The sequence below is a fragment of the Lichenifustis flavocetrariae genome, assembly GCF_026130545.1.
GTDB lineage: Bacteria > Pseudomonadota > Alphaproteobacteria > Rhizobiales > Beijerinckiaceae > Lichenihabitans > Lichenihabitans flavocetrariae.
Window position 1 is genome coordinate 90012 of the sequence record NZ_JAMOIM010000007.1, and the last position, 25037, is coordinate 115048.

The 25037-nt window shown below is 64.7% G+C and carries 25 protein-coding genes; 10 read left to right on the plus strand and 15 right to left on the minus strand.

Annotated features, from left to right (window positions below):
* Window positions 1-166: 166 nt before the first annotated feature.
* The 4 genes from M8523_RS12415 (at window position 167) to M8523_RS12430 (ending at window position 5305) form a co-directional block, all read left to right on the plus strand.
* A complete protein-coding gene (locus M8523_RS12415; protein WP_282585187.1) occupies window positions 167-952 on the plus strand; it encodes a 3-hydroxybutyrate dehydrogenase in 786 nt (261 codons plus the stop codon).
* Window positions 953-974: 22 nt separating this feature from the next.
* On the plus strand, window positions 975-1724 hold the full coding sequence (locus M8523_RS12420) for an acetoacetate decarboxylase (protein ID WP_282585188.1): 750 nt from the start codon (window positions 975-977) through the stop codon (window positions 1722-1724).
* Between the two features lie 369 nt (window positions 1725-2093).
* Window positions 2094-4193 (plus strand): alkaline phosphatase family protein, encoded by a 2100-nt coding sequence (locus M8523_RS12425; protein WP_282585189.1) that lies wholly within the window; start codon window positions 2094-2096, stop codon window positions 4191-4193.
* 122 nt (window positions 4194-4315) lie between these two features.
* Window positions 4316-5305, plus strand: a complete 990-nt coding sequence (locus tag M8523_RS12430) for a type 2 periplasmic-binding domain-containing protein (protein ID WP_282585190.1) — start codon at window positions 4316-4318, stop codon at window positions 5303-5305.
* A 21-nt stretch (window positions 5306-5326) separates the two neighbouring features.
* On the opposite strand, the gene M8523_RS12435 is transcribed toward M8523_RS12430, so the two are convergent.
* From M8523_RS12435 to gspD, 11 genes are all read right to left on the minus strand, one after another.
* A complete protein-coding gene (locus tag M8523_RS12435; protein WP_282585191.1) occupies window positions 5327-5800 on the minus strand; it encodes a hypothetical protein in 474 nt (157 codons plus the stop codon).
* The gene (gene gspM, locus M8523_RS12440; protein ID WP_282585192.1) at window positions 5797-6375 is read right to left on the minus strand and encodes a type II secretion system protein GspM; all 579 of its coding nucleotides are present in this window, start codon (window positions 6373-6375) and stop codon (window positions 5797-5799) included. The genes M8523_RS12435 and gspM overlap by 4 nt, the downstream gene beginning before the upstream one ends.
* Window positions 6372-7511, minus strand: coding sequence for a PilN domain-containing protein (locus M8523_RS12445; protein ID WP_282585193.1), 1140 nt, complete (start codon window positions 7509-7511; stop codon window positions 6372-6374). The genes gspM and M8523_RS12445 overlap by 4 nt, the downstream gene beginning before the upstream one ends.
* A 255-nt stretch (window positions 7512-7766) precedes the next feature.
* The gene (locus M8523_RS12450; protein ID WP_282585194.1) at window positions 7767-8660 is read right to left on the minus strand and encodes a type II secretion system protein GspK; all 894 of its coding nucleotides are present in this window, start codon (window positions 8658-8660) and stop codon (window positions 7767-7769) included.
* Window positions 8657-9376, minus strand: a complete 720-nt coding sequence (locus M8523_RS12455; RefSeq protein WP_282585195.1) for a PulJ/GspJ family protein — start codon at window positions 9374-9376, stop codon at window positions 8657-8659. Before M8523_RS12455 ends, M8523_RS12450 begins: the two co-directional genes overlap by 4 nt.
* The gene (locus M8523_RS12460; RefSeq protein WP_282585196.1) at window positions 9373-9804 is read right to left on the minus strand and encodes a type IV pilus modification PilV family protein; all 432 of its coding nucleotides are present in this window, start codon (window positions 9802-9804) and stop codon (window positions 9373-9375) included. The genes M8523_RS12455 and M8523_RS12460 overlap by 4 nt, the downstream gene beginning before the upstream one ends.
* Window positions 9791-10264, minus strand: coding sequence for a prepilin-type N-terminal cleavage/methylation domain-containing protein (locus tag M8523_RS12465; protein WP_282585197.1), 474 nt, complete (start codon window positions 10262-10264; stop codon window positions 9791-9793). Before M8523_RS12465 ends, M8523_RS12460 begins: the two co-directional genes overlap by 14 nt.
* Window positions 10265-10318: 54 nt before the next feature.
* The gene (gene gspG, locus M8523_RS12470) at window positions 10319-10780 is read right to left on the minus strand and encodes a type II secretion system major pseudopilin GspG (protein ID WP_282585198.1); all 462 of its coding nucleotides are present in this window, start codon (window positions 10778-10780) and stop codon (window positions 10319-10321) included.
* Window positions 10781-10789: 9 nt separating this feature from the next.
* On the minus strand, window positions 10790-12001 hold the full coding sequence (locus M8523_RS12475) for a type II secretion system F family protein (RefSeq protein WP_282585199.1): 1212 nt from the start codon (window positions 11999-12001) through the stop codon (window positions 10790-10792).
* A gap of 4 nt (window positions 12002-12005) precedes the next feature.
* Window positions 12006-12578: a prepilin peptidase gene (locus M8523_RS12480; RefSeq protein ID WP_282585200.1), complete on the minus strand. Its 573-nt coding sequence runs from the start codon at window positions 12576-12578 to the stop codon at window positions 12006-12008.
* The gene (gene gspD, locus M8523_RS12485) at window positions 12575-14866 is read right to left on the minus strand and encodes a type II secretion system secretin GspD (protein WP_282585201.1); all 2292 of its coding nucleotides are present in this window, start codon (window positions 14864-14866) and stop codon (window positions 12575-12577) included. Before gspD ends, M8523_RS12480 begins: the two co-directional genes overlap by 4 nt.
* Window positions 14867-15172: 306 nt before the next feature.
* Between gspD and M8523_RS12490 the strand changes: the two genes are divergently transcribed.
* The 3 genes from M8523_RS12490 to M8523_RS12500 all read left to right on the plus strand — a co-directional run bounded on the left by M8523_RS12490 (window position 15173) and on the right by M8523_RS12500 (window position 17179).
* Window positions 15173-15862 (plus strand): hypothetical protein, encoded by a 690-nt coding sequence (locus tag M8523_RS12490; protein WP_282585202.1) that lies wholly within the window; start codon window positions 15173-15175, stop codon window positions 15860-15862.
* Between the two features lie 228 nt (window positions 15863-16090).
* A complete protein-coding gene (locus tag M8523_RS12495; RefSeq protein WP_282585203.1) occupies window positions 16091-16330 on the plus strand; it encodes a hypothetical protein in 240 nt (79 codons plus the stop codon).
* A 162-nt stretch (window positions 16331-16492) separates the two neighbouring features.
* A complete protein-coding gene (locus M8523_RS12500) occupies window positions 16493-17179 on the plus strand; it encodes a winged helix-turn-helix domain-containing protein (protein WP_282585204.1) in 687 nt (228 codons plus the stop codon).
* A gap of 161 nt (window positions 17180-17340) precedes the next feature.
* Here M8523_RS12500 and M8523_RS12505 read toward each other — a convergent pair whose 3' ends face one another.
* The 4 genes from M8523_RS12505 to M8523_RS12520 form a co-directional block, all read right to left on the minus strand.
* Window positions 17341-18573: an AI-2E family transporter gene (locus M8523_RS12505; RefSeq protein ID WP_282585205.1), complete on the minus strand. Its 1233-nt coding sequence runs from the start codon at window positions 18571-18573 to the stop codon at window positions 17341-17343.
* Window positions 18574-18673: 100 nt separating this feature from the next.
* Window positions 18674-19213: an OsmC family protein gene (locus M8523_RS12510; RefSeq protein WP_282585206.1), complete on the minus strand. Its 540-nt coding sequence runs from the start codon at window positions 19211-19213 to the stop codon at window positions 18674-18676.
* Window positions 19214-19657: 444 nt separating this feature from the next.
* Window positions 19658-20866, minus strand: a complete 1209-nt coding sequence (locus M8523_RS12515) for a M24 family metallopeptidase (RefSeq protein ID WP_282585207.1) — start codon at window positions 20864-20866, stop codon at window positions 19658-19660.
* A gap of 25 nt (window positions 20867-20891) precedes the next feature.
* Complete coding sequence (locus tag M8523_RS12520; protein ID WP_282585208.1) at window positions 20892-21638, minus strand: AraC family transcriptional regulator; 747 nt, start codon at window positions 21636-21638, stop codon at window positions 20892-20894.
* Window positions 21639-21775: 137 nt separating this feature from the next.
* Here M8523_RS12520 and M8523_RS12525 point away from each other — a divergent pair, with 137 nt between their 5' ends.
* Genes M8523_RS12525 through M8523_RS12535 form a run of 3 tightly spaced genes read left to right on the plus strand, consistent with a single transcriptional unit; the run spans window position 21776 to window position 24903 of the window.
* Complete coding sequence (locus M8523_RS12525) at window positions 21776-22744, plus strand: dihydrodipicolinate synthase family protein (protein WP_282585209.1); 969 nt, start codon at window positions 21776-21778, stop codon at window positions 22742-22744.
* Window positions 22745-22750: 6 nt separating this feature from the next.
* Window positions 22751-23686, plus strand: a complete 936-nt coding sequence (locus tag M8523_RS12530; protein WP_282585210.1) for a 4-hydroxyproline epimerase — start codon at window positions 22751-22753, stop codon at window positions 23684-23686.
* Window positions 23683-24903 (plus strand): NAD(P)/FAD-dependent oxidoreductase, encoded by a 1221-nt coding sequence (locus M8523_RS12535; RefSeq protein WP_282585211.1) that lies wholly within the window; start codon window positions 23683-23685, stop codon window positions 24901-24903. The genes M8523_RS12530 and M8523_RS12535 overlap by 4 nt, the downstream gene beginning before the upstream one ends.
* Window positions 24904-25037: the final 134 nt, after the last annotated feature.

A 25037-nucleotide genomic window follows, 5' to 3' on the forward strand; every position in this document is an offset into this window, starting at 1 on the left:
GCGCGCAAGTCTAGGATGCGGACCACTACAACCAAATGACGGCTCCTGACCCCGTATCGTCACGGCGCTGTCAGGAAAGGTTCTTCATCCGGTCAGATCCGTGCGCCAGGAGGGTGCTCCAAGGTGCGGTCGTGGACCATCGGGGCCGCTGCTCCAGAGGAGAATCATGATGTTGCAAGGCAAATCCGCGATCGTCACGGGCTCGACGAGCGGCATCGGTCTGGCCATCGCGCGCGCCTACGCCAAGGAAGGCGCGAACGTCATGATCAACGGTTTCGGCGATGCCGATGCGATCGAGCGCGAGCGCGCCGGCATCGAGGCCGAGTTCAAGGTGAAGGCGCTCTATTCGGGTGCCGACATGTCCCGCGGATCGGCCATCGAGGCCATGGTGGTTGAGGCCGAGCACGCGTTCGGCGCCATCGACATCCTGGTCAACAACGCGGGCATTCAGTTCGTGTCACCTGTCGAAGACTTCCCGGTCGAAAAGTGGGACCAGATCATCGCGATCAACATGTCGGCCGCTTTCCATGCGATCCGGGCGACGCTGCCGGGCATGAAGGCCCGCAAATGGGGCCGGATCATCAACACGGCCTCGGCCCATGCGCTTGTCGCCTCGCCCTTCAAATCCGCCTATGTCACGGCCAAGCACGGGATCGCGGGACTGACCAAGACGGTGGCGCTCGAGGCGGCCACGTTCGGCGTGACCGCCAACGCGATCTGCCCCGGTTACGTCTGGACCCCCCTGGTCGAGAAACAGATCCCCGAGACGATGCAGGCCCGCAACCTGACCCGTGAGCAGGTCATCAACGACGTGCTTCTGCACGCCCAGCCAACCAAGCAATTCGTCACCGTCGAGGAAGTCGCGGGCCTTGCGGTTTTCCTGTGCTCCGATGCGGCCCGGTCGATCACCGGCGCCATCATCCCCATCGACGGTGGATGGACGGCCGAATAATCGCGCCACGAGGGAAACACCGATGAAAGCCGAAGATATCCTGCGACTCCGGTCGACACCGCTGTCGAGCCCGAGCTATCCCGCCGGCCCCTACCGGTTCGTCGACCGCGAATACATGACGATCACTTACGAGACCGACCCGGCGCTGATCCGCGAGCATCTTCCGGAGCCGATCGAGCCCAATGCCGAAAACATCGTGGTCTACGAGTGGATCAAGATGCCGGATTCGTCAGGCTTCGGCGACTACACGGAATCCGGGCTCGTCATCCCGGCGACCTTCAAGGGAGAGGACGTGAGCTACGTCTCCCAGATGTACCTCGACGATCAGGCACCGATCGCCGCCGGCCGCGAGATCTGGGGCTTCCCCAAGAAATACGCGCATCCCAAATTGCAGCTCGTTAAGGACACGCTCACCGGGACCTTGGAATATGCCGGCCAGCAGGTCGCGATGGGCACGATGGCCTACAAGCATGTCTCCATGGAGGGCAGCCGCGAGCGCACTCACACGTCCTTGGCAAAGACGCAGATCAACCTGAAGGTCATTCCCGGCATCGACGGGGACGCCGAGATCTGCCAACTCGTCGCCCTCAATATCGAGGACATCACGATCAAGGGATCCTGGAGCGGGCCGGCGCGGCTGCATCTCATTCCACACGTCAATGCTCCCGTCGCCGACCTGCCGGTGCGCCGCATCATCGGGGCGACCCATTTCATCGCCGATCTCACGCTTCCCTATGGCCGCGTGGTTCACGATTACAGGGCGTCGCGCTAAACCATGTGGGTGTAGGCGGCTCTGGCCAGCGAACGGCGAGAAGACGCTGGTTGAATCGCCGCAACAATCGAACCAGCCGGAAAGCTCGTCTCTTTGGACGATGTACCGCAATGTGCGGCACGCACATGGGCTCATGGCGGTCGTCACTATAATGGCGCCCACATCTGTCGCGAAGTCTTGCTGCGCATGCTTCGCTTGAGAAGCCCGTGGAAGATCGCTGGACTCGCTACAGAGTCACTTTCAGCTCCGATGACCCACGAACATTGGGACGTTTCCAGAGCCGAAGTCGGAGAAAGGTTACACTTTCGTCATCTCGCTGAGACATGCCTATGATCAGACGCACGGGTCTGTCCTTTCTGAGGAATTGCTGTGCTCAAAACTTTCTTGACCCGCTGTTCTGCCTTGGTGACGGTCGCTTCCCTGCTTCAGCCGGCCTTTCTAACCTTGGCTTTCGCGGAAACGGCGGCCTCCGTCACGGCGCAACCGACCGCTTCGGACCCGCTTGTTACGCAGAATTTCATCGACCCCGCGTCGAACCCCCAGCTCACGAACGCCCAGATGGCGCAGTTGCTGCGGCAGAAGATCAAATACGTCTTCGTGATCTTTAACGAGAACGAGTCGTTCGATCACGAATACGGCACGTTCCCCGGCGTCAACGGCATCTACTCGACCGGCCAGGCGCCGCGCTCGGCTGCCGCCACTCCGGGCTTCAACCAGACCTATTTCGACGCCTTCAACAACACGGCCAACACCGTGCATCCGTTCCTGCTCGGGCCGAGCCAGAACAGCACATACATGGACTCGGTCGATCACAGTCACACCGGCTTGGCCAAGAAGCTCGACGTGGTGAACGGCACGCCCAAGATGGACGGCTTCGCCCAGGACGAATTCACCGGCAAGGCCGGATCGGCTCCCGCAAGCCAGGCCGCTGAGGCGAAAGGGCGCCAATTCGCCAACCTCGTGATGTCGCATATCGATTGCGACACCATCCCGTTCTTCTGGCGCTATGCCAGCCGCTTCACGATCTTCGACAACATCTTCGCCACCGAGGACACGCCGTCGACCCCGAACGCGATCGCCATGATCGCCGGCCAGTCGGGCGAGACGCAATGGGTGAAGCATGGACCGGCCGGCACCACGGGCCCCGTCTCGGGAACCATCAACGGCATCAGCTATTCCGGCACGGCGACGACGGCCGGCTTGCCGATCGTCAACGATCCGAACCCTTATTGGGGCTCCGAGTTCGATACGACGACGGTCAACCGTCAGCCGACGTCTCCCAAGGAAAACTACACGCCGTCCAATGTCGCGCCAAACCTCACCTTCGCAACGGTACCGCTGACCGCGATGGGCACGGGCATCAAGTCGACGCTGTCCGGCGACCAGAATGCGGCCAGCAACGAGGCCGACATTCAGAAGGACATCCCGGCGATCGCCGCGTCCGGTGCCAAGCCGGTCGAGTGGCGCTGGTATCAAAGCGGCTACGACCACGAAGTGAACGACCCGACGAGCGTGGCGACGCACCAGAACTACGTCGCGCATCACCAGGGCCCGCAGTATTTCGGCTACCTGGCCAACAACAACAACACCATTCCGAACCTTCGCGGCGAAACGGATTTCTTTGACGATATCGCCGGCAACAAGCTCCCGGCGAACGGCGGCATCATCTACATCCGGGGTGGCTACAACAACCAGAAGGGCTTCGTGCCCCCGATCCAGAACCCCAATTATCCGGCCGCTCTGACCAGCACCGACATCACCACGATCGATGTCTCCAAGAACGGCGATGATGATCATCCGGGCTATTCGGACCGGCAGATCACCGAAGCCAATGATGCGCGGATCATCAACGCGATCGCGGCGAACCCGACCTTGTGGTCGCAAAGCGCGATCATCATGACCTACGACGAATCCGACGGGTTCTACGACCACGTGCCGCCGCGCATCCTGTCCTACGGCCCTGACAGCCTGCCGCTGTCACGCGGTGTCCGGGTGCCGCTCCTCGTGATCTCGCCCTATGCTCGCGCCCATACGGTGTCGCATGCGGAAGGCGACCACAATGCGGTGATCGAGACCATCAACGCCATCTTCAACCTGCCGGCCCTGTCGAGCCTGCCGGACGAAGCCGATGCGCTGGCGGCCGGCAACTCAGCGGCCTTCAATCAATTCGGTCCGGCTGGTTTCCAGCAGAAGTACCTTGGCCCGCGTGATACGAACTCGCCGATCACCGACAGCCTCCTGTCGGCCTTCGACCCGAAGCGCCTGCGCGGCCTCGCGCCGATCCTGCCGGGCTCCTACGCCATGATCCCGGACAATGTCGTGAACACGCTGCCGCACTATAACGGCAACGGCTGCTCGGCCATCGGCATCACGACGGAAGACCGCCGCCAGGGCATCACGGCAAACCCGCCGACCAACTTCAACACGATGGCGTCGACGCTGCCACAGTACAACATCCCGTCGCCCTGATCACGGCACGAACCTGAACACCCGAAGCTAGGACCAACGAAGACCCGCGCGCCAACTGCCCGCGGGTCTTTTCGTGATCAAGCTGGTTCCGAGCCCGAACGGCTCACAGAGGAGAGTGCGCGTTGCGCCAACATCACCGTTTTCTCGCCACCGCCGCATGCGGCGGCCTGTTTGCCTTCTGCCAGCCCGCCGCGGCGCAGAGCACGCTCGATGCCGTCAAGGCCCAAGGTTTCGTGCAGTGCGGCAGCGTCGAGCGCCCGGGGCTCGCCAAGGCCGACGACAAAGGACAATGGTCCGGTCTCGAAGTCGAAATGTGCCGAGCGATCGCGGTCGCGGTGTTCGGGCCGACCGGACGCTTCGCCTACCACGAATATGGATCCGACAAGGATTTCGACGCGGCCCGGCAGGGCACCGATCAGGTCTCCTTCGTGACCTTCTCCGAAATGGCCGCGCAGTCGTTGACCGATAAACTGCTGCCGGGCCCGACGGTCTTCCTCGAAAGCCACGATCTTCTCGTCGCCGCTGACTCTCCGGCCCGTGGTCCCGCCGATCTCTCCGGCAAAGGGATCTGCTTCATGAACGAGAGTCCCGCCAACGAGAGCGTGGACGCCTGGTTCGAGGACCGCCATATCCCGATCATCCGGCACGGCTACCAGGAAGACGGCGAGATGTACGACGGCTATGCGGTGCAGAACTGCCAGGCTGTCGCAGGTGAGTCGACCACCCTGGCCGAGGCTGCCCTCGATGGCGGCATCAATCATTTGAGGAGCCGCCTGCTGCCCGAGCATCTCTCCATCTTCCCGATCGTCGCCGCGACTCCGATCAAGAGCGATTCCCAGTGGGCCGCCATCGTGGCCTGGACCATCGATACGTTGAAGAACGCCGACGCCAAGGAGTCGCGCTATCACGCGAACGGCCTCCGGGCGATGCCGGTCGACGGAGCGGGCCTCGGTCTCGCTCCGGACTGGCAGATGCAGGTCGTCAAGACCGTGGGCAGCTATTCCTTGGCGTTCCAGCGGTCGCTGGGCGATCGATCGCCGTTCGACCTGCCCACGGGCTTGAATGCGGCACCGGCCGAAGGCGGCTCCCTCTTCGTGGCGCATAAAGACTGACACGTCGACCGCCGCCCAGGCTCACGGCGGCGGATCGCCCGGCGGTTTCGCCGCATGGGCGAAAAGTGCGAAGTCGGCGTTGCGCTGATCGTTCCGCAGGCGAAGGCCGGTCGGCAACACGGTCACGGTCCAGGCGCCGATCCGGTCACCCGTGCTCACAACGGAGGTTTTGCCCCCGGTCTCCAAGCGGATGATCGCCAGATTCTGCGCGCCGTTGATGATCCCAACCAAGTGGATCGGCGGCGGCGGTTCTTGTGGGGGCGGTGGCGCGGAGGCCGGGGCGACCGGCTCCGGCACGGCAGCCGGTGCAGGCGGTTCGGCTCGCGCCGGATTGAACAAAGGCCGTTGCCGGAACCCGGAGAGATGGTCCTTGGAGATCGCCCTCATCGGGTTGGCCGATCCGTTCAGATCCCCCTCGGCCCGCGCCGGTGGGACGACATCGCGGAACACCAGGACCAGAACGACAGCCGCAGCGATCCGACGTCCGGCACTCATGGCGCCAAGGCCTTCCAGGCGCCTTGCACCGTCATGGTTACGCGCAGAAGACCGCTCCCGTCCGCCTTGCTTTCGGGATCGGCTTCGGCGCGTGCATTGAGATCCGGGACCGTCAGCAGCGGCACGCTGGTCTCGATGGCATAGAGGAGATCGAGCAGGCCCGGATTGGAAATGTCGAGCGTCAACTGCACCGAGATGCGACCCGCCGCAGTCTGCTCCGTCGCCTCAACGGACTGCGTTTCGATCAGGTGGGCCCCGGCGGTCTCGACAAGCTTCGCCGTCATGGCCTGCAGTTCAGCGCGGGCGAGGCTGACGTTCGGGCTCGCGAGATAGATCGACGAGAGGTCCGAGGCGTTTTCCGGGCCCGTCCGGGCGCGTTCCACTTGGCGCACGATCGTCCGCGCCGTGGCCTCGGCCCTGTCCGCCGACTCGGACGCATCGGAGGCGGCCGCAAGGTTCAAGCCCGCGACGACGGCGAGCAGCAGTGGCAATCCGAGGAAGAGCCCGATCGCCGCCAACCGCCATCCCTGGCCGGCCGATCTTGATGGTCTTGCGGCCGCGATGATCGTCATCATTGCGCCTCGGGGTTGACGGCCACGCGGTCGGCCGTGATCTCGAATCCATCCATCCGGTCGTTGTCACGCGTCACCGGCGCCGTGAAACGAACGTTGAAGAAGCCGGCGCCTTCCAGGAGCGGGATCAGGGCGGCGGCATCGCTCGATGTGCCGAGAAGCCGCACTTCGGTGGGGGAAATAGCCATTTCATGGAGAAAGCTGTTCGCCGGGATGACGGTCGCGAGCTTGTCGATCAGCACCACCATCGCTTTGTCCGGCTGTTTCTCGGCAATCAGCACCTGCTCGCGGCTGCTGCCATCCTGGCCGGCCACTTCGCGGATGAGGCGCCGTGCCTTGACGAGGTGGCGGTCGGCGTCGGCGCGACGGTTTTCCGCCGCCGAAGACCAGAGGAGCGCGACGACGGCGAGCCCCGCGAGCGCGGTGGTGGCGGCAAGCCACAGGCGGCCGAGGGTGCGGTGCAAGGCAGGCCGCAAGGGTTCGACAGAACCGCGCTGCAGATCGATCCGCAGCGGCTCCGCGGGGGAATCGGCTTGGCCGCCGATCGCCGTTGGCGCGAGGCCCCGCTCGCGCAGCACCGCGAGCGGGGCCGCGATGAGATCTGCCGACGTCAGGAGCAGAGCCACTTCGATCGAACCCGCGCTCTCAGTGGCCCCGATGACGCGGAATCCATGCAGCACCTTGTCTCGATGCCAAGGTGTCAGGCGATCGAGCCGGTGTTCGATGATCGGAGCAAGATAGTCACGGCTGGCCGCCGGCAGCGTCAGGTTACGTTGGAGCAGTTGGTCGGCCCGCAAGCGCAGTTCAACGGTGCGCCACAACGTCCGATCTTTGGCATTCGCGAGGGACGCCGGGTCAGGGATCGATTGCGCGGTTCCGCGAACCGCCGCGTAGAAGTCGAGCCCGCCTCCCTGATTGATGACCGCGACGAGCCGCCGATCGGGCGTGATCCGTTGCACCAACGGGTCGATCAATCCGCATGCCTCGTCGAGCAGCCGGGACCAGACCGAAAGGACGGCGCGCAGTTGCGGCTGGCGCCGGCCCCAGGCACCGAAACTGGATGCTGCCTTGTCGAACCACGTGACTGCCAGTCCGACCAGCCGCGACAACCATTGGGTGAAAAGCGCGCGGCGTGCCATCAACTCACCCCCCGCTGCACTTCGCCGACGGAGGTCGGCCCTGCCGCCAGTTTGGCGAGCCCGTCTTCACAGGTGGCAGCCGTGAGAGACGCGCCGAAAAGGTCGTCATAAGTGGTCTGACCATACGCGGAGCAGCCATGCATCTTGTGAAAGTTTACACGGAGGGAAGGCTGGCTTTCATGCCGGCTCATGCAAACGCTCCGTCACGTGCGGCGCGGGGCTCTTCCCCTTGAAGCGAGATGTGGCGGACACGACTCACTCCCATTGCAGAATGTAGAAGGGTTCGTCAGGCGTTTTCGCAGCCGCGATCACGGCGCCGGCCGAAGCCATATGTCCCGATGCGCTCCGAGCGTCGAGTTTGACGCTGTAGCAGGGGCCAGGCTCGAACTTGATAAAGTCCAACTGCCGGTCGAGCGTGCCTTTCAGGCGTCCCGCATCGTCGGAGGTCGAAGCGCCGCGATCGGCGATAAGGCTGTCGGCCAAGGCATCGGACATATCCGGCAACGCCATGAGGATATGCCGACTGGCCGTCAGCACATCGACTTTGCCATCCGGGTTCGCGACGGTCAGCATCCCGTTCAAAGCGGCAGCCTCCTCATGATCGACGCCCGTGAAGGCGATGAAATCCGCCACGGAGCGGAAGCCCGTCCGGCGCGGGCCGCTGGGTGACGGAGGCGTGCCGGACCCAGTGGCTGGTGCTGGCGACACGGCGTCGGGGGGTGCAAAGCCCGCGTTGTCCGCTGGGGCCGAACCCCGCAGTGCCGTGATCCGCGCCGCGAGTTCCGCCGCGCGGCTTGCCTCCACTCCGGCTTCGCGGAAGGCGCCAGCCAGCACAGCCGACGCGGAAGCGTTGACGTCGATCTTGCCGCCTTCGTCGGTCAGCCGAGGCACGACCGATCCCTCGCCAAACCGAAGGGGTCGTCCCGTTACGAGGGCAGCCGGCAGCTTGAGGGTAAAGAGTTGGTAGGCCGTCATCTCGAGGCCGCCGCGCAGAAGACCGTCAAGCGACGTCCGATCCGCGTCGACGCGTGCGCTGCGCAGGGCCGATTGCGCCACCAGAGACGAGGATGCGATCAGCCCCGCGAGAACCAGCAGGACGCTCAGAACGGCGACCAGGACATAGCCGTCGCTGGTGGCCCGCCGTTTCACAATTGCCTCGCGATCGGCGCGGCAGCGGCCGGCCCTGGAGAGGCAGGGGATTTTGAGGGCATGTCGGAACGACCGCAGAAGCCGCCATTGAGACAACCGACCTCGGCATTGGCAACGAGCGACACCTGTACACTGGCCACGACATGGTTCGTGGCCGGGTCGACGGCCTCAATGGACACGGAGCCGGGCATCTGCGGTCCGACGGGCCAGACCGAGGAGCGCACCGCCGGCGCGGCGCCGACTCGTGGACCCGCATAGCCGAACCGGAAGCGGATCGGACCCGCGTAAGTCAGATGCGGCGTGCTGAAATGCAGGTCTGCGAGCGCCGTTGCGCTGGCCGGCAGCGGGGCATCGGCGCGAAGCAATCGTCCATCGGCTTCGCTCCGCAGCGTGACCACACGGGTGATCTGCGGATGGCCGGGCGTCGTATCCGGGAGAGCAAACGTGAGCCGATGGCTGTCGCCATTGAACACAAAGGATTGCGGCTCGACCCCGGCGAAGCGCGCGCGCGCCGCAGATCGGATCGACTGAGCCAAAGTGATGAGGTTGCGGCCGAGATCGTCCGTCGCCGCGACGCGGGCGACACTTCGGTCGGCGGTGCGGAGCAGCACCGCGCCGATCGCCGTCAAGCCGATGAGCACGAAAGCGCTGATCGTGAAGGTTGCCAGCATGTCGGCCAGGAGAAATCCGGCCTCTCCTCGGCGTGGCATCCTCATGGGGACGCGACCAATCTGAGGGTCTCGACCGTGAGAGGATGGCTCCGCGCCTCGACAATCACGGTGACGCGCTGGGGCCGCCAGACCGGTGCCGTCGGCGCTGTTGCTGTGTCGGGGCCGGGGGCAGGATTCTTCGGCAATTGGCTCGCGAGGTCGACGGACGACGCCGTCACGGTCCAGGAACGCCCATCCCGCGTACCGCGATAGGTCCCGTCGTGCAGGCGACGATCCGCCAGCGTCTCGTCGAGAAGGGTCGTGGCCACGAGGGTGGCGGCCGTCCGATCGTCGAACCAGGCGGCATTCGCCCGCAGATCGACGGCCCCGTGCAGCAGCACCGCAGACAGCATCGCCAGGACCGTCATGGCGATCAGCACTTCGATCAGGGTGAACCCATCCTGGCGATCGCCATCTCGGTCACGGCAGCGCAAGGCGGATCGCTCCCGTGTCGGCGTTGATCGCGATCACAACCCGCGAGACCGGACCCTGCAACAAGATGTTGCCTCCCGACGAGGTCCCGTTTGGCGCGAAGTCGATGATCTGGTTCGATCGATCGAGCAATGCGACCGAGACCCCGGCCGGCACCTCGACCTGCGTCCCCAGTACCGGCGACTGCACGCGGTTGCTCGCAGGCTCGATCGACGCACGCGTCGGCCGCCCGGAGCCGATCGCCGCGGTGCGCGTGTTGCGCAGCAGGGCCGAAACCTCGTTTGCCGCAGTCCGGAGGGCGGCCGGCCCGGTGGGCCGCTGCGGACCCGGTAGGACGAGGGCGGCGATCAGCGCCATCAGCAGTAGCCCGAGCAGGACTTCGAAGAGCGTGAAGCCCGCGTTTTTCCCATCGTGGTCGTGTCGGGAACCACCCGCATTCAGTCTCGGCTCAAGCACGGGCATGAGCGCTTTCGCACAACGCCATGAGAGCGCTAGGTGCAGGACCTCCATGACGGTCTAGGGGCTCCGGCTGTCGGCTTGGTCGGTCGTGGCGCCGCCCTTGCCGTCCGGCCCCAGCGAGACGATCGCATAGGGGGTGGATTTACCGGGCACGTGATACGTGTAGGGGTTTCCCCACGGATCCTCGGGGACTTTGGGTTGCTTCAGATAGGGTCCGGCCCAGCGGCCCGCGGCGCCGGCCGGCGGCTTGATCAGCGCGTCGAGCCCCTCCGCATTGGTCGGGTAGCGGCCCATGTCGAGATAATAGAGGTCGAGCGCGGAGGCGAAGGATTCGACCTGCAGCCGCATGGTTCGCTCGCGCGAGCTCGACAGGTAGCCGAGCACGCGCGGCCCCACGAGGCCCATGACGAGGCCGAGGATGACCAACACGACAAGCAATTCGACGAGCGTGAAGCCGCCCTCGGTGGCGCGGCTGCTTTGGGCCGAGCGGCGTGATCGTGCAATGTCGCGGAGCGTCATGGCAAAGTCCTATTTCAGCAGGTCGTTGACGCTCATCAGCGCCGTCATGACCGAAATGATGAGCCAGGCGATAAGCATGCTGACGAGCATCATGGTGGCGGGCCCTATCACGGCGATCAGCCGGGAATAGGCTGTGTCGAGCCTGGCTTCGTAGAAGACCGACACGCGGCTCGCGCTATCGGCGAGTCGCCCGCTCTCTTCCCCGACCCGCAGCATCTGGGTGACGTGCTTCGGAAGGAACGGATGACTCTCGAGCGCCTCGCTCAGCCGGCGGCCTTTCCGCACGTCCGCGATGACGCCATCGATCGCCCGCGCGGCTGCCGGCACCCGGATGATCGTGCGTAGCAGCCGCAGCGCGCTGGAGATGTCGACATCGTTGGCGAGCAGAACCGACAGGGTGCGGCAAAATTTGAGGGTCGTGTCGTGAGTGAGAACGGTCTTGACGACCGGCAGACGCCCGGCAAGCCCCACCCAGAGGCAACGGCCCTCGGCGAGTTTACTCACCAGAAATAAGCCGACAACCGCCGCGCCGAGCGTCATACCGATCGTGTGCAGATGGCTGCGCAGGAAAGCCGAGGCGTTGAAGACCATCAGAGCTGTTGGGTCGACCTTGTCGCGGAAGCCTTCCAGCGCGTTCTCGAATTGCGGGATGATGTAGAGGAAGATGAAGACGGTGGCGCTGAGGGCCGACACGATCAGGAAAGCCGGATAGGAGATCGCGCCGATCAGCCGCTTGCGTAGACGCTCGACGCGCTGCCGCTCTTCGGCGAGGCTCGTCAGCGCGTCTTCGAGCCGCCCCGTCGCTTCGGCCACCTCGACCATCTTGAGATACATGGGCGGGAACAGGCGGGGATGTTCGGCGAGTGCCCGAGAGAACGGCTTGCCGACCGAGAGGGCGAGCCGCAGGTCGTCGAGCACGTGGGTGCGCCAGCGGCTGCCTCCCATCTGGGTCAACAGCGTCAAGGCCTCGCTCAGCGTCACGCCTCCCTTCAGCAGCATGACGATGTCGAGCGTCATGGCCGTGATGTCTTCGGCTTTGGGTTCCGGCGTGAGGATCTGACGCCAGGTCCGTGTCTTGCGCGGCTTGGCTTCGACGGCCCGGATCGGCAGGAGCCCCGCGCGGTCGAGTTCGCTCAACACGGCCGCGTGCGTGTCGCCGTCCATCGTGCCCGTCAGGCGACGCCCGGCGCCATCGAGGGCCTCGTAGTTGAAGCTCGGCACCGCCCTACCCCGGCCCATACGGCAGGAGGCTGGACGCCTGCTGCCACGCCCAAACCAGCCCGAGCGCCGGCGCTAGCACTGCCCCGAAGGCTATTCGGTCGACCGGCTCGCAGCCTCGCTTAAGGCCCACGAACAGGAGCCCCGCCGCGCTCGCGCCAAAAAGCGCATCGGCGAAACCAAGCAGCCCCACAAGCGCCCCACCCGCGAAGGCGAGTTTCACGTCACCGAGCCCGATCCCGTCAAAACCCTTGCGGCGGAAATAGAGCTCCCTGAACAACCATAGACAGAGACCCGGCAGCGCCGCATCGACGGCGACCGACAAGACAGTCTCGCCCAGAAGGCCCGTCTCGGCAGACGCCAAACGGCTCGTGACTGCGAGAGTCAGAAGGGAGGCGCTCGCCGCATCGGGGATCGTGAAACGTTCCACGTCGCGCCAGACGATCCAGGCCACGATCACCATGAGCGCGACCGCGATGGCGGACGGGGTGCCTGTGAGCCCGATCAACCCCGCCACGAAGACGGCCGCGAGGCCGCCACGCCAACGGGTCCGGAACGGCGATCCGACAAGAGCCGTCATGGCTTGTACACCGGCGGCGGCCGGACCCGGACGGCCTTAAGATGGCTCTTGAAATCCTCCGCGACGGCTTCGGCGCCGCTGCTGTTGCGGATCACCACCGGGCGGATGAAAACGACGAGTTCGGTGCGCGCCGCCTGATCGTCCTTGGTGTCGAACAACGGACCGACCAGAGGCGTCTGGCTGAGGAACGGAACGGCGCCTTTCTGTTTCTGCAACCGGTCGCTGATCAGTCCGGCGAGCAGGACGGTCTGGCCGCTCAGGACCGAGATGTCGCTGGCGATCCGCCGTTTCGAAATGGTCGGCGTCAGCGTGCTCGAACCGTTCGAGACGGACGAGATTTCCTGGTCGATCTCCATGGCGACCGATCCGTCCTGCCCGACCCGGGGCTGGATCTTCAGGATGATGCCCGTATCCTTGTAGTCGACGGAATTGACCGTCGGCGCATCGGCCGTGAGGTTGCTTTGCGCCGTCCGCGTGGTCACCGGCACTTGGTCGCCGACCTGCAGGGTCGCGGGCTTGTTCTCCATGACGACGATCGAGGGCGACGACAAAATCTCCACATGGGACACGCTGTCGAGGGCGGAAATCACAAGATCCGGGGCCAGCCTCTTACCCAACAGGAAGTTGAAACCCTGGAGCGCCGAGGAGAGATAGGACGGCGCATCGGCCGTGCTGGTGGGCGAGCCGCTCAATCCCGCGGTCTTGTTGTTATGGGTGAGGAAGAACTGCACGCCATACTTCAACTCATCGTTGAGCTGCACCTCGGCGATCACGACATTCACGGCGACCTGCAGCGGCGGCACGTCGAGCTGGCGCATCACGCTCAACACTTTCGCGTAGGTGGTCCCGTCGGTGTAGGCCACGATGCTGTTGTTGGCGGCATCGGCGGTCAGCGACAGCTTGTTGCCGCCGCCTGCCCCCGGCTGCTGCCCGGCATCGATGGGCTCCGTGGTCGTGCCGCCGGCTGAAGTGGCCGCTCGCGCGGGACCTCCCGTCAAGCTGCCGAACGACGATGGTGCCGCTGTGCCCGCGCCAGGCTGGTTGGTGGTTTGTGACGTGCCGGCCACGGTGGAGGCCGCCATCTCGCCCGATTGCGGAGCGGCGCTCAAGCCCGGCTGCGCGAGCGTGTCCTGCGCCGCGTCCTGTGTCCCATCGCCGTCGCTTCCGCCACCGAAAAGACCCTTCACGAGCTTCACGAGTTCGCGGGCGTCGCGATATTTCGGCCGGAACACATAGACGTTGTGCGAGACCTTCTCGTCCGCGCTGTCGAGACGGCGGATCCAGAGGGCCGCGCGGCGGATCAGGGCGGGATTTTGCGACGTCACGATCACCGCACGCAGGCGCGGCACGGGTTTGATATCGACCAATCCGGTATTGGCGCCGTTGTTTTCGGTGTCGAAAATATGCGCAAGCTCCGCCGCGACCTCTTCGGGTTTCGCCCGTCGCAATTCGAAGACGCTGGTCGACTGCCGGTGCATCCAGTCGATGTCGAAGCTCTTGATGGCGAGAACGATGTCGGCCCGCCGCGGGGCGGGGCCGCGCACCACCATGGCATTGAGCGCAGTGTCGACCCGGACGCTGTCGGTCTCGGTGACGAGGCCGCCCAGAAGCTTCGACATCGTGGCGGCCGAGGTATAATGAAGCGGAACGACCGAAATGCCATAGCCGTGGCCCGGCTTCTCGCCATCGACGGCGCCACCACCGACACCCGCCGCCGTGATGTTGTAGGTCGATCCGGACCGGATCATGGAGAGGCCCTGCGTGGCCAAGGCGGTTTCGAGCGTGGAAAGAAGTTCGGACTTGTCCTGAGGGTTGGTGGACGCGATCGTGATCCGCCCCGTGGCATTGGGCGCCACCGTGTAGTTCAGCTTCAGCACCTTGCCGAGAACCGCCTGGAGCACGTCGCGGACGTCCGCATCCTCGAAATTCAGCCGGTAGGTGTTCTCCGGGTCGGGAGCAGCCGTTGGTGCATCCTGGCTGTTCGTGTCGAGCGCCACATAGGCGCCGGCATTGGCTGGCAGGCGGCCGAACAACGCAAGATCGGTCGGTCGTGGCGGCACGAGACCGGACTGCGGCCCCATGTCGAACCGGCGGCCTGGCGCATCATCCTTGGGGTCGACCGGCACGGCCGGGTTCGCGGCCGGTCTCATCGCCTGTGGACGACGCGCGCTCGTGTCGACCCGCAGGTCCATCTGGGTCGACGGAAGCCTCTGAACCTGCGGTTCCGTGATCACACAACCCGATATGCCGACGCAGCTCATGAGCATTAGGATGAGCCCGCGCTTCAAGGGCGGGCTCCGGCGCGCGACACTGCCGCGAGCCCCTTGAAAAGGTAGGTCTTCAGATGTCCGAATGCTCCAAGGAGTGATGTGCGGTCGCGGTTCATAAGTCGTTTACGCAAGAGCGTGTGAACCTCTGATGACGGCATCTATGTGCCTCGCATTCGAACCGCGAAGGGGTTCACGGTCGAAGGCCGCCAAAATTCCGTCATCCCTTTCGGAAGGGAGCCGATCCGCGAAAAACGACGCTGTTATATGACCGTCACTCACAGATGATTAAAGATCATTAACCTGACGCTCATAGGGGAGTAGTTCATGCTTAAGCTGGCTGTTGTAAGTATTTTTCTCAGTGCTGCGGCGTTCGCAACAGAGGCAGACGCTACAACTATAGTGAATGTCAAATATTCTGGCAAAATAGATGCCGGAAATGGCTTCGACCAGGGTAATGACTTCACAACTGGAGCGATTACACCTGTTACTGGGACATCGCTTGCTGGGTCAGATGTCACGGTCAGCTACCTGTTTAACACGCCGGACACGACGGCGAGTTCATCTGGCTTTGTGAATTACTCAGGTGGGGGCATATTTGCTCCGCCTCAGTCTCCAGCAGTCAGTGCCACGGTCACGATCAACGGGAAGAGTGTTTCCTTCAGTGGTGCTGACTATGGTGTGATTACCGAGAGCCGGGATGCAGTTTTGGGTTCTGGTTTTCAGGATCATGAAGCTGGACAAGCCGGTAGCGACTACGCCAATAGTACGTTGACGATTGCCGACGGAGCGCCACTCGACTCCGTTTTCGGCAACTTCACCTACAAATCGTCTTCGGCCGACACGGGATTCACTCATTTCGAACTTGCCGATGGAACGTTCGGGAATTTCGTACCAAGCTCCATCTCGCAGACGGTCTCCACCGTGCCGCTGCCTTCTGGCCTGCCGATGTTCGGTGCGGCCCTGATCGGGCTTGGTTTTGCGGCATTTGCACGACGCGGCGCAAGGAACGCCTGACACCTGGGCCACATCATCCAGCAATGTCGGTTCGCCGCCCATTTGCCCCGACCAGGAGACTGCGTGAGACTTTACGTCACGCAGTCTCCTGGTGCGTTTCGGTCGAAAGATTTGGCGCGCCGGGACGCCGACATGTCAGCCATGACCTCATCAAACGGCGACCGGCCGGCGGTTGTCATAAAAAAACGAGCAGGTTAGGCTGGATTGTCGCAGCCTGGTGAGGACATGATGGCCGAATTCACTCATCCGCTCGCCCGTGAGGCGAAGGTCTGGCCATTGGCGGGGCTTCAAGGAGCACCGCACGACATTCTCGTCGTCATCACGACCTTGGATCTTGAAAGGACCAGCAAGCGCTTCAAGGCCGACAAGGTGCAAAAGCTCACCGCCGCGGCTCGAGCCTGGATCGATGAGACGAAGGTGGCCAGCGACGTCTTGTTGATCAATCGGCCAAGGGACTGGAGTTACTGAGGCTGGTAACCCACGCTGGGCGCTTTCGCCGGGCGGCGCAAGGCGCCCCTCTGGATTCTCATCAGGCCTGGGTGGCCGTATTCTTCTCAACATGGAGCCGACGTCACGAGCATGTCGCCTTCATTTGTGAAGGCTGGCTGATGCCGATCAGCGAGGCTTCCGATGCCGCACGTCGTGGTGGTCACAGCTGAGGGACCGGCGGCACACGACCTGACGGGTTTGTTGCAGACCCAGGAATTCACGACCGATATCATCGGCGGGAGCAAAGACGTAGAGGCTCGGTTGGTCCTGGCCTGCCCCGATCTCATCATCTTGGATCTTCCTCCGCCGAGAGAGCTGGGACTTTTGCTTTGCAAAAACATCCGTGCACAAGAGAGCACCCGCACGGTTCCAATCATCATCGTCTCATCCCGCGATCACGAAGATGACCGCGTCAGAGGATTGGATGCAGGCGCCGACGACTATATGGTCAGGCCACTTTCCGGCTTTGAATTCATTGCGCGCGTCCGGGCATGTCTGCGACGGGCGGAATTTCGCGGATCGTCCAGCGTCGTCTTGAAGGTCGGGGATATTTCGCTCGATCGCGACACAAAGCGTGTCTGGCGCGACGGGCACGAAATGAGGGTGGCGTCCACGGACGTTCTGATGCTTGAATGTTTGATGGAACGAGCTGGTCGGCCCGTCACGCGGGCACGATTGGCCGAATGTCTGGGATCTCCAGATGCGCATGCAACAGGCCGAGCGATTGATGTCCGCGTCGCCCGGCTGAGGAGCGCACTGCGTCACGAAGGAAGACCGGACCCGATCCGCACGATCCGCAACGAGGGCTATGCTTTCTTTGTCGAATGAGCCGCAGGGGCGCTCGGTAGGTTTTCCACGTGCGTCTGCTTGGCTTGCTCGAGATGGTTCTTCATCCGAAAACGCGCGGCTAGCGCCTCGCAGAGAATTCGACGCCTCTTCATGACTCTGTCTATCTGGGACAATCTCCTTCCACCCTGCGCGACATCGGCTCATTTCGGTCGATCGCCGAGGAGGGTGTCGAGAAACTTCAGCCGAGCGACATGTTGTCCGATCACGACTAGGCCCATCGTCAGGGGGATCGACAGGATCAACCCGATCGGTCCCCACAGCCACGACCAGACGATGGCCGCAACCACGACCGAGAAGGGCGAGAGCCCCGTACTGTGGGCATAGATCAAGGGTTCGATGACCTGACCCGTCGCACTCTCGACCACGAGGTAGAGCAACGCGGTCCAGAGCACGAGAGACCATCCCGGGTCGACCGCCGCCCCGAGGGCCATCGGCAGCAGGGCGGCAACCAGCGACCCGATGTAAGGAACAAACCGCAGCAACGCCGATAGGATCCCGAACAGAACGGGATTCGGCACGCCGATCACCAGCAAACCCGTTCCGACCACGAGTCCGAACGCCGTGTTCACGCTGAGCTGAGTGCGGAAATATTTGCTCAGCCGCCGTGTGACATCATCGATGATGAATGTTGTACGGCCAGGATCGTCGGCGCCGAACAGGCGGATCAGCCGGTCCCGCAGATCCTCTTGTTGCAGAAGGGCAAAGATAGCGACGACGAAAATGAGGCCGAGCGTCACGAGGGGTGACAGGACGGGCGAAATATAGCGCTGGGCGAGTTCCAGAAGAGCAGAACCGGTCGCGGGCGGCATCGAAGAAAATGGGGCAGGCAATGCACTTGCCGCGACCTCCGGCGCCGCTGCCGCGGCATCATGGCCAGCGATTTTGGCGCGTTGCGAACCGACCCGCGCCGCCATGTCCGACAGTCGGCCGACCGTAAAGGCGCGGACACCATCGACCTTGGTCTCGATGGTGTCGATATATTGAGGCAGGTTGTCCGAAAGCTGCGCCACCTGCGAGCCGATCACCGTGCCGATCGTCAGGATCACTGCGAGGGCAAGAACGAGGCCGAAAAAGACAGACGGCACATGGCCGAGGTGGAGCCGGCGCAGGAAGGCGACAAGCGGGGCCAGGATGAACGCCAGCAACAAGGCGAGCACGATCGGAACCAGCATCTCCCGTCCGAAATACAGGATCGCAACGATCATCACGAAGAGCGCCATCGCCTTGGCGGGATCCGTCACCCCGGCCCTGGGTTCACACGTCTCGGCGATACCCTGCGGCTGATCCGCCTTGGTCAAGACCGCGCGATCCGACGTCGGCCCGATGGCGTTCCGGTCATCGACATCGACCTGTGGGATCGTGATGTTCGTCATCGGTCCTCCCAGCGGCCTCCGCGATCGCATCTCCATTCCTTCTCTCCCGCACCGATGGCGCGTCAGCCGATAGGTTGTCCCGGCACGAGCCGCTAGGCGCTTACGCCAGGGACACGTCGAGATGCACGGGATTGTGCAGGGTATTGGCGACCGGCGACCAGAGGCTCGCGTGAGCCACGAGCGCTTCAAGGAGCGCGCGGGGCGCATCGGCCTCGATCCGCACCAGAACCTGGATGGTTTCGAATCCGATCGTCTTCGGGTTGAGATCACCTGCCCCCCACACCGCCGTGGTGTTGATGTCGGCCGCGAGCTCCACCTCCAAGGTTTTGATCGGGATCCGCTGCGCGATCGCATTGGCGTGAATGCCGACCGCCAGGCAGGATCCGAAGGCCGCCAGCAAGGCCTCGGAGGCGTTCGGCGCCAGGGTCTCGCTCAGCAGGCTGCCGGTCTCGGATTCCATCACGGCTTGCGGCGGGAGGTCCCGGATGTAGTTGAGCTGACGGAACCGTCCCTCGGCAACCGTCCGACAGCGTAACGTGCGAACGGCCGTGGGATCCACCTTGCCCCTGGCGATCAACGCATCGATCGCGGTCTTGGCCGCTGGTGTCGTTCCGCTCGGCGGGAGGATCGGGGATACCATGGCGTGACCTTCCGGAGGTTCTTGGAGAGCACGAGGCAGGCTTGGCCTGCGTAAGACGGGACTGTGCGGAACTTCTGCCGAGGCTAAGCGCAGGGGCTCGGCCTCACGCGCTTCGACCACCGACTATAGGCGGTTCCTGGCCGCATGAACCAAGCAAAGCCGGTGACCGGGAACGCGTAAACGGTTGGGCGCCTACAGCGCGTTGTCCCTCACTCCGTGTGAGAAAAGCCTCCAGGATGGTGCGACGGACCTCGGGCGGAGTGCCCCGTTCCGGACGGCGCGATGCAGCCGCAGCCGCTCGTCTTAGGTATAGCGAAGGGCGATTGCGGGGCGCGCAGCGCGAGAGACGTGCCTCCCACTGGTATTCAATCGAGGGCGCCAGACGAAGGGGCAGGAGCGTGATCCCTCCCGGATTGGCTACGGGCGCGAGGGCTTCGCAGCCATTTAGAACGGCTCGTCCAGGGAGATCGCCGGCCGCGTGAACCAGGCCGGTCCCTGCACGGTCATATGGATATGATCCTCCAGACGTACACCGAATTCGCCGGGCAGGCACAGCATCGGCTCGATGCTGAGGCACATGCCCTCGGCGAGCGGAGTCTCGTCGCCGCGAACGAAATAGGGCGGCTCGTGGATGGCGAGGCCCAGACCATGGCCGGTGCGATGCCCCAGGCCCGGCAATCTATAGCCCGGTCCATACCCCTCGGCCGCAAGGAAGCCGCGGACGGCTTCGTCGACGGCGGCGCAGGGCTGGCCGAGACGAGCGGCCTCGAACGCGACGTCCTGGGCCGCCCGCTCGTGTTGCCACACCTCACGCTGGCGCGCCGTTGGCGCGCCGAACACATAGGTCCGCGTGAGGTCGGAATGATAACCGTGCAGGATGCATCCCGTGTCGATGAGCACCATGTCGCCCGGATCGAGCGGCTTCGGCACATCGACGCCGTGCGGAAAGGCCGTGTCGGGACCGAACAGGACGATGCAGAACGAGGAGCCGGACGTGACGCCACACGCCTGATGGGCTCTGTCCACGAAGGTTGAGACCTCGCGTGGCGTGATCCCGGGCCGCAGGATCGCCGCCGCGGCCCGGTGAACCTCGAGCGTGATGTCGAAGGCGCGCTGCATCAACGCGATCTCGGCCGGCGATTTCCGACCCCGCAAGGGTTCTATCAACGGCCCCGCCGACTCGATCGTCGAGCGGTCCGGCAGGGCGGCCCTCAGGCGCTCGGCCCGGAAGAAGGGAGTCTCGGGGTCAAGCGCGAGACGCATGTCACCCGTTCCGTGTCCGGCAAGCCAATCGACCAGGGCGCGCTCGGGCGCGTCGTGCTCCTCCCAGGTAAGGATCGGGGCCTCGGCTCCGGCAAGGCCGGTGAAGGTGCCCCGCTCGAAGGCCGGAACCACGAAAATATGCGCCCCGGAGGCAGTCAGAACGGCACCGCAAAGGCGCTCGCTGGGGGACCACTTCACCCCGGTGAAATAGGTCAGGTTATGGGTCGCATCGAGGTAGACCGTCGCGACCCCGGTACGTCGCATTGCTTCGACGAGGCCGGCCCGGCGCGCAAGGTACTCGGCCGGTCCGATCGGCAGGACGCCCGCCGTCCGATCGGCGAAACTCGCCAGTTCGTGATCGCTATCGGAGCCGCCGCACCACATGTTCATGCCAGACACTCGCTGTTTGATCGGATTACTGTCTAAATGAATGCGCCTGCGACTTCCGATAGGCACCGGGCGATAATCCCACGAGCTTTGTGAACTGTCGCGTGAAGGCCGTCTGGTCGGCGTAACCGCAATCGAGGGCGATCTGGCTGATCGGCTCACGGCTTTGCCGCAAGAGCTCGCTCGCTTGATCGATCCGGAGGCGAGTCAGGTACTGCCCCGCAGAGAGCCCGAACATCGCCCGGATCCTCTGGTCCAACTGAAACGTGGAGAGGTTCGCCAGCTCGGCGAGGTCGCTCACCTTCAGGCTGGCGTCCGGACGACGTTGGGCGCTCTGCAAGGCGCGTGACAGGGCGGCGGTCTCGTCAGGCACCGCATTGGCGGGGCGCAGATCGCGCGAAAGGCCCACGAGACCGACGACCTTGCGGCGTTGATCGAAGAGCGGCTCCTTCCAGGTCAGGCACCAGCCTTCCTCGCCGCCCGGGTAGAGGTGCAACTCCAACTCTCCCTTGAGCGAGCGAGCGCTGTCGAGGATCGCACGATCTTGCGACGCGATGCGGCGGCCGAGGGCGCCGGGAAAGACCTGGTCCGCGGTCAGGCCGATCAAGGCCTCCTTCCGGCCGAAACCGGTGCGCTCGGCCAGCACCTGGTTGGCCGCGACGTAGCGCCCGGCCGCATCCTTCACGAAGAAGATCGTGTCAGGCACTCCGTCGAAGAGGTCGCCGCACACCAACGGCCGATCGAGCAGCGCGACGAGACCTTCAAGCGGCTCCATCGATCGAGCCTCCGCACATCCTTGCCGAATCCGTGGTCCGTACTGGCTTTTCGGCCAAGACGATCGGGACCGCCGATGCGACCATGATGGTGAGACATGACATTCCCACACCCCCTTTGACGAGAAGCAAGGTGCCCATGATCAACAATCCATTCACCGGCACGATCCCGGCGCTGATGACTCCCTGCACGCCCGAGCGCAAGCCCGACTTCGACGCCCTCGTCCGCAAGGGCACCGAACTCGTCGGCCTCGGGATGTCGGCTGTCGTCTATTGTGGCTCGATGGGTGATTGGCCGCTGCTCGACGACGAGGAGCGCATGACGGGCGTGGAGAAGCTGGTCTCGGCCGGCGTGCCGGTCATCGTCGGCACGGGAGCTCAGAATACGCGCCGCGCGGCGGCGCTGGCGGCTCACGCCAAGCGCTGCGGCGCCGCGGGTCTGATGATCATCCCGCGGGTGTTGTCACGCGGCTCGTCGGCGGCGGCGCAGCGCGCCCATTTCGACGCCGTGCTCGAAGCGTCCGTCGACCTGCCGTCGGTCATCTACAACTCTCCCTACTACGGCTATGAGACGGGCGCGGAGCTGTTCTTCGACATCCGGTCGCGCCATCCTCACCTCGTGGGCTTCAAGGAATTCGGCGGGGCCGCCTCGCTCCGCTACGCGGCCGAATACATCACCGGCAAGGATCCGTCGCTGACCCTGATGGTCGGCGTCGACACCCAGGTGGTCAACGGCTTCGTCAATTGCGGCGCCACCGGCGCCATCACGGGCATCGGTAACGTGCTGCCCCGCGAGGTGCTGCATTTCGTCGACCTCTGCGCGCGGGCCTCCAAGGGCGATGTGGCGGCGCGGCGCCGGGCGGTCGAGCTGGAGCAGGCGCTCGGGACCCTGTCCTCCTTCGACGAGGGCACGGACCTCGTGCTCCACTACAAGTACCTGATGGTGCTGCGCGGCAACGCCGAATATACGCTGCACTTCAACGAAAGCGACGCACTCTCGACCGCCCAGGCGCAATACGCCAAGGCGCAACTCGAACTGTTCGAGACCTGGTACGCCGAATGGTCGCAGGAAACCGCGGCACCCCGGGCGCTCGGCAAGGCGGCCTGAGGCTCCATGCACATCATCGACTCCCATACCGAAGGCGAGCCGACCCGGCTCATCGTGGCGGGCGGCCCGGATCTCGGGTCGGGCCCGCTCTTCGAGCGGCGCCGGATCCTGGCCGAGCGGCACGACGGCTTGCGCACCTTTGCGCTCAACGAGCCGCGTGGCTTCGACGCGATGGTCGGTGCGCTGCTCTGCGCGCCTTCAGCACCCGATTGCGCGGCCGGGCTGATCTTCTTCAACAACGCCGGCTATCTCGGCATGTGCGGGCACGGCACGATCGGGGCCGCGGCCACGCTCGCCCATATGGGACGGCTCAGGCCGGGGACCCATCGGTTCGAGACCCCCGTCGGCATCGTGACCGTGGACCTGCTTGACCGCAACACAGTCACGGTCGCCAACGTGCCGAGCTTCCTCTATCGGGATCGTGTGAGCGTGGAGGTCGAGGGCTTCGGCGCCGTGACCGGCGACATCGCCTGGGGAGGAAATTGGTTCTTTCTCACGGAAGCCACCCCCTGTCCCATCGAAGCCGCCAACATTCCCGCGCTCACGGAAGCGGCGCTCCGGATCAAGCAGGCGCTGGTTCGCGCGGGCATAACCGGCCGGGATGGCGGAGAGATCGACCATATCGAGCTTTTCGGCGCCTCGCCGACAGGCGCGGATTCACGCAGTTTCGTGCTCTGCTCCGGGGGCGCCTACGACCGCTCGCCCTGTGGGACCGGAACCAGCGCCAAGCTCGCCTGCCTGGCCGCCCATGGCGCGCTCGCACCCGGCGCAACCTGGGTGCAGGAAAGTGTGATCGGCACGCGCTTTCTCGCTCGCTACGCTGCGGGTCCGGAGGGGACCGTGCTGCCCCAAGTCACCGGCCGCGCCTGGGTCACCATGGAGGCGACGCTTCACCGCGACCCGACCGATCCGTTCCCGCACGGCATCGGCGGCGCGCCATGACGCTACCCTCGCCACGCGGCGCCCTCGTGATCGGCGGCGGCATCGTGGGCCTGAGCATTGGGCTCGCGTTGCAGGCGCGCGGGCTGGCGGTGACAATGGTCGACGCGGCTGGTGAGCGGGCACCTGCATCGGCCGGCAACGCTGGCCAAATCGCGGTGGAGCAGCACGAGCCCCTCGCGTCACTGGCGATGATCCGCGCGCTACCGCGTCGGCTGATGAGCATGGGGGGACCCGTGAGCTTTCCGCCGGGCGCGGTCGGCCAGTGGCTCCCGTTCGGCCTGCGCCTGATCCGCGCCGTGTCGCCGTCGCGTTTCGCGCAGGGCAAGCAGGCGCTCGGCGCCTTGCTGGTCGAGGCGCTGCCGGCTTGGCGCCGCCTCATGGGCGACATCGGCGCCTCCGATCTTCTCCGAAATCAGGGCAACATCGTCGCCTGGGAAAGCGTCGCTGGAGCCAGGCGTGCCCGCGCGGCGCTACAAGGCTACGCAAGCCCAGCCGCGCGCTGGCGCGACCTTACGGCCGCGGAGGCAGAAGCTTTGGGCGGCCAACTCCGGTCGGCCCCGGCCGATGCCGTCCGTTTCGAAGGGACCGCCAGCGTCGCCGATCCCGCCGCCGTACTTGATGCGTTGCGCGCGGCGTTCCTCGGACGCGGCGGGACGGTCGAGGTGCGAACCGCGACGCTCGCGGAGGCACGACGCTCGGGCGCGGATCTGGTCATCGTCGCGGCGGGCGTTCGCTCGGCCCGACTGATGCGCGAGATCGGCCATGAGGTGCCGCTCATCGCCGAACGCGGCTATCATATTCAGTCGGCGCAGAGCCGATGGCCCATGGACCTGACCTCGGTCTTGTTCGAGGAACGCGCCCTGGTGGCCACACGGTTCCGCTCGGGCCTGCGGGCGACGAGCTTCATCGAGTTCACCCACCCCGACGCCGAGCCGGACCCAAGGAAATGGGAGCGACTGAAAAACCACGCCCATGATCTCGGCCTGCCGTTCGACTCGCCGGTCGAGACTTGGTACGGCTCGCGCCCGACCCTGCCCGACTACCTGCCGGCGATCGGTCGCAGCAGCCGTGACCCGCGCGTGCTCTATGCGTTCGGTCACCAGCATCTCGGCCTCACGCTCGGCCCGATCACGGGAGATCTCGTCGCCTCGCTGGCCTTCGCCGAAGCGGGCAGCATGGAGCTTGGCCCATTCGCCGTGGAACGGTTCGGCCGGTGAGCGTTGTCTCGTTACGGACAAGTTGGGAGCGTAGCCGTGTGACATGGGTGAAGGGCGGCCCGCGAGAGCGTTTCGCCGGGCGACGCTGAAGTTCGTCGGCCCAAGATCTGCATCAGAGTCTTGCCGAAGCAACC

Coding starts and splice junctions, on each gene's coding strand:
- M8523_RS12510 (WP_282585206.1), bottom strand. CDS start 19,213: ATGGTATCCCCGATCCTCCCGCCGAGCGGAACGACACCAGCGGCCAAG.
- M8523_RS12455 (WP_282585195.1), bottom strand. CDS start 9,376: ATGAGGATGCCACGCCGAGGAGAGGCCGGATTTCTCCTGGCCGACATG.
- M8523_RS12435 (WP_282585191.1), bottom strand. CDS start 5,800: ATGAGTGCCGGACGTCGGATCGCTGCGGCTGTCGTTCTGGTCCTGGTG.
- M8523_RS12525 (WP_282585209.1), top strand. CDS start 21,776: ATGATCAACAATCCATTCACCGGCACGATCCCGGCGCTGATGACTCCC.
- M8523_RS12505 (WP_282585205.1), bottom strand. CDS start 18,573: ATGACGAACATCACGATCCCACAGGTCGATGTCGATGACCGGAACGCC.
- M8523_RS12530 (WP_282585210.1), top strand. CDS start 22,751: ATGCACATCATCGACTCCCATACCGAAGGCGAGCCGACCCGGCTCATC.
- M8523_RS12535 (WP_282585211.1), top strand. CDS start 23,683: ATGACGCTACCCTCGCCACGCGGCGCCCTCGTGATCGGCGGCGGCATC.
- M8523_RS12490 (WP_282585202.1), top strand. CDS start 15,173: ATGCTTAAGCTGGCTGTTGTAAGTATTTTTCTCAGTGCTGCGGCGTTC.
- M8523_RS12445 (WP_282585193.1), bottom strand. CDS start 7,511: ATGGCACGCCGCGCGCTTTTCACCCAATGGTTGTCGCGGCTGGTCGGA.
- M8523_RS12415 (WP_282585187.1), top strand. CDS start 167: ATGATGTTGCAAGGCAAATCCGCGATCGTCACGGGCTCGACGAGCGGC.
- M8523_RS12500 (WP_282585204.1), top strand. CDS start 16,493: ATGCCGCACGTCGTGGTGGTCACAGCTGAGGGACCGGCGGCACACGAC.
- M8523_RS12480 (WP_282585200.1), bottom strand. CDS start 12,578: ATGACGGCTCTTGTCGGATCGCCGTTCCGGACCCGTTGGCGTGGCGGC.
- gspG (WP_282585198.1), bottom strand. CDS start 10,780: ATGACGCTCCGCGACATTGCACGATCACGCCGCTCGGCCCAAAGCAGC.
- M8523_RS12465 (WP_282585197.1), bottom strand. CDS start 10,264: ATGCCCGTGCTTGAGCCGAGACTGAATGCGGGTGGTTCCCGACACGAC.
- gspM (WP_282585192.1), bottom strand. CDS start 6,375: ATGATGACGATCATCGCGGCCGCAAGACCATCAAGATCGGCCGGCCAG.
- M8523_RS12520 (WP_282585208.1), bottom strand. CDS start 21,638: ATGGAGCCGCTTGAAGGTCTCGTCGCGCTGCTCGATCGGCCGTTGGTG.
- M8523_RS12420 (WP_282585188.1), top strand. CDS start 975: ATGAAAGCCGAAGATATCCTGCGACTCCGGTCGACACCGCTGTCGAGC.
- M8523_RS12515 (WP_282585207.1), bottom strand. CDS start 20,866: ATGAACATGTGGTGCGGCGGCTCCGATAGCGATCACGAACTGGCGAGT.
- M8523_RS12495 (WP_282585203.1), top strand. CDS start 16,091: ATGGCCGAATTCACTCATCCGCTCGCCCGTGAGGCGAAGGTCTGGCCA.